This window comes from Terribacillus sp. AE2B 122 (genome assembly GCF_902497585.1).
GTDB classification, from domain to species: Bacteria; Bacillota; Bacilli; order Bacillales; family Amphibacillaceae; genus Terribacillus; species Terribacillus saccharophilus_A.
Genome location: NZ_LR700949.1, coordinates 469 through 721 on the forward strand (window position 1 = coordinate 469; position 253 = coordinate 721).

General features: G+C 48.2%; 1 tRNA gene and 1 rRNA gene (1 of these 2 cut by a window edge). Both read left to right on the forward strand.

What is annotated here, in order from left to right:
- Positions 1-9, forward strand: a 5S ribosomal RNA gene (rrf, locus tag AE2B122_RS16225); it begins 113 nt to the left of the window's first position.
- A gap of 21 nt (positions 10-30) precedes the next feature.
- Positions 31-105 (forward strand) — tRNA-Met (locus AE2B122_RS16230).
- Positions 106-253: the final 148 nt, after the last annotated feature.

Sequence of the window (253 nt, forward strand, 5' to 3'; positions counted from 1 at the left end):
CTGCCAGGCCGAGTATTTCCTTTATATTATCGCGGGGTGGAGCAGGGGTAGCTCGTCGGGCTCATAACCCGAAGGTCGCAGGTTCAAATCCTGCCCCCGCAACCAATTTTTCATTAAGTAATAAGTGAAAAATGGCAGTACACATTGTGTACAGTCAAAAGTTTATTGCACTAATACATAGTAGCAACATTGGTCCGGTAGTTCAGTTGGTTAGAATGCCTGCCTGTCACGCAGGAGGTCGCGGGTTCGAGTC